This window comes from Mycobacterium sp. IS-1264, assembly GCF_001954195.1.
GTDB lineage: Bacteria > Actinomycetota > Actinomycetes > Mycobacteriales > Mycobacteriaceae > Mycobacterium.
In genome coordinates this window covers 44,215-54,535 of record NZ_MBES01000034.1, presented here as the reverse complement: position 1 = coordinate 54,535, position 10,321 = coordinate 44,215, and the positions used below count along the sequence as shown (strand labels likewise).

General features: G+C 69.0%; 10 protein-coding genes, 1 tRNA gene and 1 other RNA gene. 7 read left to right on the top strand and 5 right to left on the bottom strand.

All coding sequences use genetic code 11. The features are described 5' to 3' along the window. Nucleotides 1–97: 97 nt before the first annotated feature. The gene (locus tag A5744_RS06670; RefSeq protein WP_139331263.1) at nt 98–1,399 is read right to left on the bottom strand and encodes an aminotransferase class I/II-fold pyridoxal phosphate-dependent enzyme; all 1,302 of its coding nucleotides are present in this window, start codon (nt 1,397–1,399) and stop codon (nt 98–100) included. A 51-nt stretch (nt 1,400–1,450) separates the two neighbouring features. After that, nucleotides 1,451–1,547: signal recognition particle sRNA small type (gene ffs / locus A5744_RS06665), an RNA gene on the bottom strand. A 75-nt stretch (nt 1,548–1,622) separates the two neighbouring features. Here ffs and A5744_RS06660 point away from each other — a divergent pair. Both A5744_RS06660 and A5744_RS06655 read left to right on the top strand, forming a co-directional pair. Continuing rightward, nucleotides 1,623–1,711, top strand: a tRNA-Ser gene (locus A5744_RS06660). A gap of 48 nt (nt 1,712–1,759) precedes the next feature. Next, the gene (locus tag A5744_RS06655; RefSeq protein WP_076059468.1) at nt 1,760–2,581 is read left to right on the top strand and encodes a hypothetical protein; all 822 of its coding nucleotides are present in this window, start codon (nt 1,760–1,762) and stop codon (nt 2,579–2,581) included. Nucleotide 2,582: 1 nt separating this feature from the next. On the opposite strand, the gene A5744_RS06650 is transcribed toward A5744_RS06655, so the two are convergent. Both A5744_RS06650 and A5744_RS06645 read right to left on the bottom strand, forming a co-directional pair. Further along, nucleotides 2,583–3,323: an enoyl-CoA hydratase/isomerase family protein gene (locus A5744_RS06650; RefSeq protein WP_076059466.1), complete on the bottom strand. Its 741-nt coding sequence runs from the start codon at nt 3,321–3,323 to the stop codon at nt 2,583–2,585. After that, nucleotides 3,320–3,700, bottom strand: a complete 381-nt coding sequence (locus A5744_RS06645; RefSeq protein ID WP_076059465.1) for a hypothetical protein — start codon at nt 3,698–3,700, stop codon at nt 3,320–3,322. The genes A5744_RS06650 and A5744_RS06645 overlap by 4 nt, the downstream gene beginning before the upstream one ends. Before the next feature lie 138 nt (nt 3,701–3,838). Here A5744_RS06645 and A5744_RS06640 point away from each other — a divergent pair, with 138 nt between their 5' ends. From A5744_RS06640 to A5744_RS06630, 3 genes are all read left to right on the top strand, one after another. After that, nucleotides 3,839–4,321 carry a lipoprotein LpqH gene (locus A5744_RS06640; RefSeq protein ID WP_076059463.1) on the top strand — a complete coding sequence of 161 codons (483 nt, stop codon included), beginning with the start codon at nt 3,839–3,841 and terminating at the stop codon, nt 4,319–4,321. An 83-nt stretch (nt 4,322–4,404) separates the two neighbouring features. Next, complete coding sequence (locus A5744_RS06635) at nt 4,405–6,102, top strand: hypothetical protein (protein WP_076059461.1); 1,698 nt, start codon at nt 4,405–4,407, stop codon at nt 6,100–6,102. Beyond that, a complete protein-coding gene (locus tag A5744_RS06630; RefSeq protein WP_076059459.1) occupies nt 6,099–7,454 on the top strand; it encodes a CHAT domain-containing protein in 1,356 nt (451 codons plus the stop codon). Before A5744_RS06635 ends, A5744_RS06630 begins: the two co-directional genes overlap by 4 nt. Here the strand turns inward: A5744_RS06630 and A5744_RS06625 are convergent. After that, nucleotides 7,409–7,726 (bottom strand): hypothetical protein, encoded by a 318-nt coding sequence (locus A5744_RS06625; RefSeq protein ID WP_346425762.1) that lies wholly within the window; start codon nt 7,724–7,726, stop codon nt 7,409–7,411. The genes A5744_RS06630 and A5744_RS06625 overlap by 46 nt on opposite strands. Nucleotides 7,727–7,824: 98 nt before the next feature. Between A5744_RS06625 and A5744_RS06620 the strand changes: the two genes are divergently transcribed. Beyond that, on the top strand, nt 7,825–9,153 hold the full coding sequence (locus A5744_RS06620; protein ID WP_076059455.1) for a hypothetical protein: 1,329 nt from the start codon (nt 7,825–7,827) through the stop codon (nt 9,151–9,153). Beyond that, complete coding sequence (locus tag A5744_RS06615) at nt 9,150–10,289, top strand: hypothetical protein (RefSeq protein ID WP_076059454.1); 1,140 nt, start codon at nt 9,150–9,152, stop codon at nt 10,287–10,289. The genes A5744_RS06620 and A5744_RS06615 overlap by 4 nt, the downstream gene beginning before the upstream one ends. Nucleotides 10,290–10,321: the final 32 nt, after the last annotated feature.

Here is a 10,321-nt window from a genome sequence, read left to right as displayed (position 1 = left end):
CTACCGACGGCCGGTGACTCGGGCCCGACTGGCATCGGGTGTGCAGCGGCGGCGTTCAGTGTGCGCGCAGGGCGCCGTCAGTGCACAGTGAAAACCGTCAGCGCACACTCGACGCGGACGGGGCCAGGTTGAGCATCGACTCCGAGGCCGCCAGCAGCGCGCAGGTCGCCAGCCCGTCGACGGCGGCACGCAGTTCCGGCATCGGCGGGAATGTGGGTGCGACGCGGATGTTCTTGTCGTCCGGGTCTTTCCGATACGGGAAGGTCGCGCCGGCGTCGGTGACCGCGATGCCGGCGTCCTTGGCCAGGGCGACGGTCCGCCGCGCCGTGCCGGGCCACACGTCGAGGCTGATGAAGTAACCGCCCTTGGGCTCGGTCCACGACGCGATCTTGGATTCGCTCAGCCGCTGATCCAGGATTTCGGCCGCCAACGCGAATTTCGGCGCCAGGATCTGCTGATGCCGCATCATCTGCAGGCGGACCCCGTCGGCGTCGCCGAAGAAGCGCAGATGCCGCAGCTGGTTGACCTTGTCCGGTCCGATCGACTTCTTCCCCGCGTATTGCAGATACCAGGCGATGTTGCCCAACGATCCGCCGAGGAAGCTGACGCCGGCGCCGGCGAACGTGATCTTCGACGTCGACGCGAACACATACGGCCGGTGCGGGTTGCCGGCCTTGGCCGCCAGCCCGAGAACGTCGACCTGGCGGACGAACTCGTGCGTCAGGGTGTGGACCGCGTACGCGTTGTCCCAGAACAACCGGAAGTCGGGCGCGGCCGTGCGCATCTGGATCAGTCGGCGAGCCGTCTCCCACGAATAGGTGACGCCGGTCGGGTTGGCGAAGACCGGGACCGCCCACATCCCCTTGATTGCGGGGTCCACGGCGACCAGTTCTTCGATGAGGTCGATGTCGGGACCGTCGGGCAGCATCGGGATCGGAATCATCTCGATGCCCATGGTTTCGGTGAGGTTGTGGTGCCGGTCGTAGCCGGGGACGGGACACAGGAACTTGACGCTCGGTTCGTCCTTCCACGGCCGTGGCGAGTCCACGCCGCCGTGCAGCAACGAGAAGACGACGATGTCGTGCATCAGCTCCAGGCTGGAGTTGTTACCCGCGATCAGGTTGGGCACCGGAATGCCGAGCAGCTCGCCGAATATTGCCCGCAATTCCGGCAGCCCGTGCTGGCCGAGGTAGTTGCGGGTGTCGGTGCCCTCCTCGTCGCGGTAGTCGTCCTCTCCGGGCAGGGTCAGCAGCCGGTTGGACAGGTCCAGCTGCTCTTCGGACGGCTTGCCGCGGGTGAGGTTCAGGGACAGCTTCATGGCCTGCAGCTCCGCATACTGCTGCTGGTGGCGTGCGTGCAGGGCCGCTAGCTCGTCATGGCTGAGGGAATCGAACGCCACCAGGGGACCTTTCGCTGATCGCACGAGCTTCGGGGTCATGAATGCCCCCGGACATAGGGGACCCCGCGCACCCGACAGAGCCCATTGACCCTTGCTGCCTTCCGGCCCTGGGGGAGTTCACAGGATAGACGCCGCGCGGGGTCCATCGCGAGTGTAATACCTGGCCCGGAGTTACCCGCGTGCAACCGGTGGGGGCCGTAGGGCACTCGGCTACCATGGCCACGGAGGATTCGCCTAGTGGCCTATGGCGCTCGCCTGGAACGCGGGTTGGGTTAATAGCCCTCGCGGGTTCAAATCCCGCATCCTCCGCCAGCTAGTCCCCGGTGCGGCCGAGGACTGACCATCAGCATGAGGAGGCGTATGGGGCGCAAGGTCGCCATACCGTGGCACTTGTTGTTTTCGATCGGTGCCGGCGTCCTCTATTTCTTCTGTGTGCTCCCGCGCTGGTACGAGCTGACGGGCGAGATGACGCGCGGACTGGGGATGGCGGGCCGCATCGCGTCGGGCGCTCTCATCGGGTTGGCCGCGCTGCCCGTGGTGTTCACCCTGCTGCGCACCCGCAAGCCGGAGCTGGGCACCCCGCAGCTGGCGCTGTCCATGCGGGTCTGGTCGATCGTGGCCCACGTGCTGGCGGGCGTGCTGATCGTCGGTACCGCGATCAGCGAGATCTGGCTCAGCCTGGACTCCGCCGGACGGTACCTGTTCGGCATCTACGGCGCCGCGGCCGCGATCGGCCTGCTCGGAATTTTCGCCTTCTACCTGTCGTTTGTGGCCGAGTTGCCGCCGCCACCGCCGAAACCGATCAAGGCGAAGAAGCCCAAGAAGCGTCGTGGCAAGAAGGATGAGGCGGCCGACGAAGCCGCCGAGGAGGCCGAGGCGGCGGAGTCCCAGGCCGACGAAGAGGCGGAAGAAGCGGAAGAACCCGAAGAGCCCGAAGCCGAGGCTGATAAAACCGAGCAAGCCGAGACGGTCGAGCCGGTCGCGGAAACCGAAGAAACCGCCGAAGCCGAAGAAGCTGAAGAGCCCGCCGAAGAGCCCGCAAAAGCCGAAGAGGCAGCGACCGAAGAGCCGGCCGCCGAAGAGCCCGCGGGCGGGCTGCGCAATCGCCGCCCCACCGGCAAGGGCACCCACCGCATGCGCCGCCGGCGCACCCGCGGCGGCGTCGCGGTCGACGACGAATAACTCAGCGGCGCCGTAGGCGCTCAAGCGAGTCGGCGATGCGCTGCCGGGTCTGCTCGGCACCCCACAGCTCACGCACCTCGCGGTCGATGCCGCCGGCCTCGCCGATCCGCGCCAGAACGGGCGCCCTCAACTGGGCTTTGGTGTGCCGATAGGCGTCGGCCGAGATCTCACCCAGGTCCGACGCCTCCGCCACGGCCGCCCCGAGCAGGTCGTCGGCGACCACGCTGTGGGCAAGTCCGCTGGCGACTGCGTCGTCGCCGCGACAGAGGCCGCCGCCGAGCAGCACTTCCTCGGCGTGATCGCCGCACGCGTGCCGAATGACCTCGAGCGCCGCGGCTGGAAACGGGACCCCGACGCGAACCTCCGTCGCCCCGATCTGCGCGTCCGGCCCGATCAGCCGGCGGTCGCAGGCACACGCCAGCACGCACCCGCCCGCGATGGCGGCGCCGTTGATCGCGGCGACGGTCGGCCCGGGGTAGCCGAACAGTGCGACGAACGCGTCGGACAGCGCGGGAATCAACCGATCGGCGTAGTCGGCCCCGCCCTGCAGCACGCGGTTGAGGTCGACCCCGGCGCAGAACACCCGGCCCGCGCCGGTGACGACGAGCGGGCGGGCGCCCGAATCCCGCAACTCGCGGACGGCGGCGGTCAGCTCCTCCAGCAGCTCGACGTCGAGGGCGTTGACCCGGCCCGACGACAGGGCCAACACGCGGACCGTTCCGACGGTCTGGATCTCGATCACTGCGGTCTGCCGACTATGACGACGGGAATGTCGGTGTTCTCGTCGGTGTGATAGCTCGCGCACACGCGGTGGTAGCCGTCGGCGATCTGTAACGGAACGCCGGTGGCGAAGTCACCGCGGACCAGCAGGATGGGCGAGAGCGGTTCACCCTTTTTGATCTTGGATAGATCCGACGCGACATGGGGATTGTCAACCGGAAGCAGGCTCAGCTGGGCGGCCCGCAGTATGTCCTTGGCCTTCTTGTGCACAACGTCAGAGGTCTGCAGGCTATACGTCAGCTCTTCGACGGTGTGCGGATCGGCGAGCAGGGCGAGGTAGTCGGCAGCGGCCGGAAAGTCATGGGCCTCAGGCTTTCCCAGCCATTTCACCTTCGGCAATGGCTGCCTCCCTTCCTAGGGCCACGTCGACGCAGCCTACCGGTTGCACCGAAAAATTGGGATCGGTAGCAAATCGGGCGTTCTGTACTCCTCCCATGACGACGCCAACGGGGCGGCGCATGAAGGAAGGAAATCCCAGTGAAACGTCTTCTCGCGGCAGCGATTGGAGGCCTTGGCGTCGCGTCGGCGCTGGTGGCCTGCTCGAGCGGCGGCCACACGGCCAGCACGGGGTCGAGTGGGGCGCCCAGCGCCTCCACGGGCACCGGCGCACAGGTCAAGGTCGGCGGCAGCGACCTCGCAGGGTTGAATCCCGCCTCGGTGACCTGCGTCAAAACCGGCGGCAAGATCGATATCGGCAGCGGGTCCACCGGCGGTGGCCAGCAGGCGCTGGCGGTCGTGATGACCGACGAGGCCACGCCGAAGGTCGAGTCGTTGGCCCTTGTCGTCGACGGCAACGCGCTGTCGGTCAGCAGCGGCATGGGCGCCAAGGTCGGCTCGGCCAACGTAGCGGTGGACGGTAAGACCTACACCATCACGGGCCAGGCGCAGGGCGCCGATTTGAAGAACCCGATGGCCGGCATGGTCACCAAGGACTTCAGCATCAAGGTGACCTGCGGTTGATCGGTCGAACTCCGGGCGGCGGACGTGGCTGGATCACACGTCCGCCGCTCCGGGTTTGCGCCGCCAAGACTTATGATGCAGCCGTGTCGATTCCGGCCGAGTTGGAGCGCGCACGCCAGCTGGCGTTCGCCGCCGACGAGGGCGCGGCGCGGGATCTGCTGCTGTCGTTGATGCCCCGCATCGCGCAAGAGGATCGCGACGATCTGGCGCTCGAGGCGTTCGCGCAGCTCGGCGAGATCTACCTGGCGCGCGGAGCGAATGATGGCGTCCGCGAGTCGATTCGGCGCATCCGCGACTGTCTGGCCGCCTATGCCGCCCAAGCGGGCGCACCCGCCGCCGAGGTGGCCCACATGATCCGTCAGTACTCGCGGCGAGCCCAATTCCTGCAGACGGGCCTGACCGCGGCGCTCGGCGATCACGAAGGCGCCGCGAAGGAGTTGGCGGCGTTGGACGACTCGAACACCGATTTCACCGACCTCGCCGACGAACACGCCTACCTGCTCACCTATGCGCAACTGCTGTGCGCGACCGCGCTCTGCGACGACGACCTGCACGTCGAATCGCTTCCCCTGTGGCAGCACGTGCTCGGCGCCATCGCCGATCCGGATCACCTGGGCGGCGACAGCGAGGCCGGGGACCATCTCCGGATCGATGCGGCTACCGGATACGGCAGGTTCTGCGTGGAAACCGGGCGGTTGTCCGAGGCGCAGCCGTGGCTGCGTCGAGCGGGAGCCCGCGCGCAGGCGCGTGGATGGGAATTGGCCACGGCCAGAACGCAATTGGAGCGTGCCGCGGCATGCTGGTCGGCGGCCGACCACGCCACGACCGAACAGCTGGTCTCGGAGGCCCAGCCCGTCCTCGCGCGATATGCCCGAGCGCACGACGAGGCGCGGTGCTGGCTGTACCTAGGACTCACCCGGCTGGCCTCCGGCGCATTGGAAGCGGCCGACCAGTGCTGGGAACACGCCGAGAGCCGGTGGCGTGAACTGGGCAAGCCACTGTATCTGCACCGTATTCTGTTGCAGCGCAGCTGGATAGCGATCTTCTGGGGCCGCTTCCCGGACGCGGTCGAGCTGATCGCCCAGGCTCGCGAGCTGCTCGACTCGTCGCCGCGCAGCAGTTGGCTGCAGTACGCCCAGCTCGACAACCACCTCGGAACCGTTTGGCGCGCTGACGCATTGACGGACCTGGGCTTCGACAGCTCGGGGGACCCCGACGAGACGCTGCAGGAAACCGAGGCGCGGCAGGCCGAAGGACTCGGCATCCTCCACGGCGAAGTGGGCACGCCAGAGTACTGGCGTGGTATGACCAAGCTCGAACAGGCCGCGGAGCTCAAGGTGCCGGCCGCGTTGGCGGTCGACTCGGTGCGGTACTCGATCGCCGACGCCGACGCGAGATCACGCTGGGCCGCCAACGTCTCGGCGCCGATCTTGGCCAGTGCGTTCGCCGTTGCCTGGGAATGGGAGAACACCGAGTTGATCAGCGAGCTGGTCGAATACCACAGCGCGCGAGGGACTTTCAATGCCGAACCGCAGGCGGCCAAAGTCGGCGAATGGGCGTCCGCGGCCGCCCCTTCCCTCTTGATCGACGCCGGCGAAGCACTTTCCGCCGCGGGCCCGCCGGCGCGCGGCGGCACCTCGCTGACGCGGCTGGGCCCGCTGCCGCCGCTACAGATGCAGCCGGACGCCGCCCCGATCCTGAGTCACTACCGTGCGCTGGCGCTGCAGCGCTACGGCCGGGCGGTCACCGCCGACGAACCCGCCTGGTCCACCTGGCCATGAGTGAGACGGACCGGCCGACTCTGGTCCTGCGCTTCGCGGATCTCGGGATCGTCACGTACGCCAGTTTGCGTATCGTCGGGCAGCCGTCCCGAACCGTCAATTGGGTGGTGGAGGAACCGATCCTGCTGGCGGCGCTGCAGGAGCTGGCCGACGCGTTGCCGGAACCGCACGACGGTCAGAGCCGTCGAGACGCCATCGAGCGGGCGCTGACGGGCGGCCCGTTCGCGACCCCGCCGGCCGAGCTGACGCTCGCCTACATCCTGGGCGTGCTGCTCATCGCCGAACCCGGGTGGCAGCTGTTGACGGAATGCGTGGCAAGCCCGCGCGCGGTGCTGTTCGTCTCGCCCACCGCGCGCCTGGCTCGCGTCCCGTGGGGCCTGCTGGCGTTGCCGAAGTCGGGGCCGAGCAAGGAAGAACTCGTCCGCGCCCGCCAGGACGCCATCACCGCCAGCGGCAGGGTTGCCGCCCGAATCCCTTGGCAGCTGGCCGATATCGGCGAGCACACCGATGGGTACCGGCTGATGGAGATGGTCGACGTGCTGATGGCGGTGCCGCAGAACATCGTGCACTCGCCGCGGTCACCGGCCGGATGGGACGCCCGCCGAGAAGCTCCCCCGGTGCTGGTCCTCGACCCCCGGGTGCCCGGTCAGCGCCCGGACTCCGCGCTCGGGTCGGTGCTCGGCAGGCCGTCCGCCGACACGGCGTTGGCGCGGCACTACACCGGGCTGATGGGACGTCGCGCGGTGCTGCCGACGGTCGACGCGGCGGTGGAACTGTTCCGCCGCCAGGACGCCGACCGCCGCTGGCTCGCCGAACTGTTGGCGCAGACCCCGAGCAGGCTGATGTACGTCGGCCACGCGAGTTCACCGGATGGCCATGCCGCCCAGGCCGATCGGGCCGCCCTGCACCTGGCCTGCACCGCGGGCATTCCCGGGGACGCCGACGCCGTCGGCGACCACCGCCCGCTGACCGCGTCGGATCTGATGGCGTTGCGGCTGCCGATGCCACCCCGGGTGGCGCTCCTGGCCTGCGCATCCGGCGGTGACTATCAGTTCGACGAGGCGACGGGCCTGGTGGCCGCCATAATCCTGGGTGGCGCACAGTTGGTGACCGCCACGCTGTGGTCGCTGCCGACCACCGCGGCCTACCGGCGGTTCGCGGGCGATGACCGGACCGATCCGATGTCCGACGCGGTGATCGCCGTCGACGACGCGCACGAGGCTGTCGACGCGGGTTGCGCGGTGAATCGGTGGCAGCGTGAGCAGATGCGGCGCTGGCGCGACGGCGACGCCACGGCAAGCCCGCTCTACTGGGCCGCGCTCGTCAGTTTTGCCGTCGACGGCGCTCGCTGACAGTGCACGGCCAAGACGTCGTCGGGCAGCGAAAGGTCTTCGCGGGCAGCGGGATCGAACGCCACCAGCACGACGAGGCCCGGACGCAGTATCGAGGCGTCCGAGCCGTCACTGCATGCCAATTTGCCGACGAACGTCTCCCCGGACACCGCCACCACCTCGACGAAAACCTGGGGCCCGACCGCGCGCACGGTGCCGACCCCGACGGTGCGTTCACGGGACTTTCGCTGCCGGGCGACGACGAGCCCGCGAAAACCGGTGTACAGCAGCATTGTCAGCGTCTTCATGTGACCAGGTTGGCGGTACGGACCGGCTACCGAACCCAACTTTTTCGCTGCCGCTATCTTCGGAAAGCCCCTATCCTGTCCTGATGAGTGCGGATTCGCAGGTGGCGACTGCCACCGCGGTCGGCCACCCGCGCAGGTCGGTGATCGACCGGGCGTGGCGCGCGATCGGTCCCGGCGTGGAGGTGCTCAGCAGCGACGACGGCGGCCCGTTGAGCCGCACCGTCAAACGCATCGTGGACCCGTTGGTGCTGCGGCTGCGGTCCAACCCCCAGTATTCGAACCCCGTCGTCGATCCCGAGACGGCCGCCGCCATGCACCAGCTGATCGTCGGAAGCGCTGCCCAATTGCGTTCCGCCGCGGCATGGTTCGACGCTCTTAAACTCGAGCGCCGTCGGCAGCGGATCCGCACGGGAAACGCCCAGGAGCTGTACTTCCCGGTGTGCTTCGAGCTCGCGGTGACGAAAGGCCCACCGGCACCGGAGGATCAGGAGACGGTGGCCGCGATACTCAGCGAAATCCACCTCGGCCGGGACCGCACCGCGATCGAGGTGTTGCGCCAATACGTGGCAAGCCCGGACGTCGTCGCCACGCTCACCGGACAGCTCGATCGCAGCTGGGGCGACGTGCGGGCCTCGGCAGCTATCCCGTCGACCGGCGGTCGGTTCCGTGACGAGCTCGGCACCGCGCTCGGCCGTGCGGCCGGCCACAGCGCCGCCGCCGCGCGTCAACGCGCGTGGTCGACCGTGATCGCCGACCCGACGCCGTACAACCTGGGCGCCCTGGCCCGAGCCGAAACGGCCGAGCTGCCATGGTCGATCGTCAAGCTTGGCTTGAGTTCGGTTGCACCGCAACGGAAGCCGCAGATATCCGCCGGCTCCGACAGCGATCGCCCGCTGGACCGCAGCGTGGTGGACCGGGTGCGCGCCACGTTGCGGCGCGCCCTCGACCGCGACGCGTTGCCCGACATCCCGCTGCTGTGCGAAGAGGAGGTCGACCGCGCCAGCGCGCCATGGGGGTTGCTGTCGGAGGACAAACAGGCCACGTTGGTGGCCGGCATCGAGGTCGCGGTCGAGCTGGCGCCGCTGGACCCCACCGTCATGAGCCACTACGGGCTGGCCGCGCAGATCCAGGCGCGGCTGCGCAAGGAGGCATACGTCTTGCACGCCAGGCGCTATCTCGCCGAAGGCGGCCCAATTCATCCGCGGCAACGGCAGGTCGTCGACGATCTCGGCGACTACGCGCAGCCGTACCTGAGCCGGCTCTGGGCCCGCCTGCACGGGCGTGATGTCTGGCAGGAACCCTGCGACGACATCGACGAGGTGCGGTCCCTGCTGGAGGGGGTCGCGCGGTCGGTGAGCCTGGATCACCGGCAACGAATCAAGGCGATGCTGGAATTGCAGGTGGCCGGATGAGATTGGTTGCCGATTCCGGTCTTTGGGGAACCGTCCCCGCCACCGCACATACGCCGCTGACCGCGGTGCTGGAAGTCAGTGGCGCCGTGCTGTCCTGGACGGTCGACGATCCCACCGGCGCCGCCCAGATCACCTTCACCGATCTGGCGCGCGCCGACTGGCTTTGGCGCGTCCTCGGCGACTCCGGACACGTCGCGCTGGCATCCACCTTAGGCGCCACCGAAGGCGCCACCGACCAAGCACACAGCGTCGAGCTGACCGGTGTCGACATCGTGCCCGGATCGGTCGACCCGCTGCGGCGGCTGGCCCTCGGCCACTGGCTGCGGCGCTGGTGGCCCGCCAGTCGCCGGGACGGCATCGCCGGGCTGGACCGTGCCCTGCTCGACGTCGAGGTCGCCCTGCTCACCGTCGGGGCGCAGGGCTTCTTCACCGATGACACCCTGGATTCGGACGTCACGCAGCTGCTGGCGCCGCACGCCGCGGCCCTGCTCATGCACGCCCGAAGTGACGATCCGCGGGTGCTCGACCTGGTTCGGGCCGGCGCCGGGGTAGCCGACGACGCCGGCGTCGACGGCATCGGGTGGCCGGAACTGCATGCCGCCCTTGATGATTCGAGCACCCTACTGTCGATGCCCGGCAGACATCAGGACGACTATGCGCTGGCCGCGGCTGGGGACGCGGGCACGCGGGGCACGACGGCGGTCGCCGGCGGCGTCGCGTCGATCAACTGGAGCGCGGTTCCGCCTGCGATATTCGACGCGGCCGAGGACACCGTCGAGTGGAGCGTCGAGGCGGCCGGCGCGGCGCCGATCGCCGTTGTGCGCGCGGCCGTCATCGGGCCGGACCCGGCCATCGGCATAGAGGTGCGACTGCGGTCGGGGGCCATCAGTGGCGCCGGTGTCCTGGACGCCGCCGGCCGCGCCACCCTTCCGTTGGTCAACGACCAGCAGCCCATGACGGAATCGGCGGCCTGGGATCACGACTGGACGGCGACCTCGGTGACCGTCGGCGCCGACGCCGCGGCGGAGACGCGCGAAACGCGGGAGCGGGTGCGTCGCTGGGCGCGAACGCGGCTGGACCGCCCCGGCGACGACGCCTTCCTGGCCGAGATCCTCGCCGCCGAATCCGCCTACTAAGGCCTACTAAGATTCGGGTCGATTCCCTATGC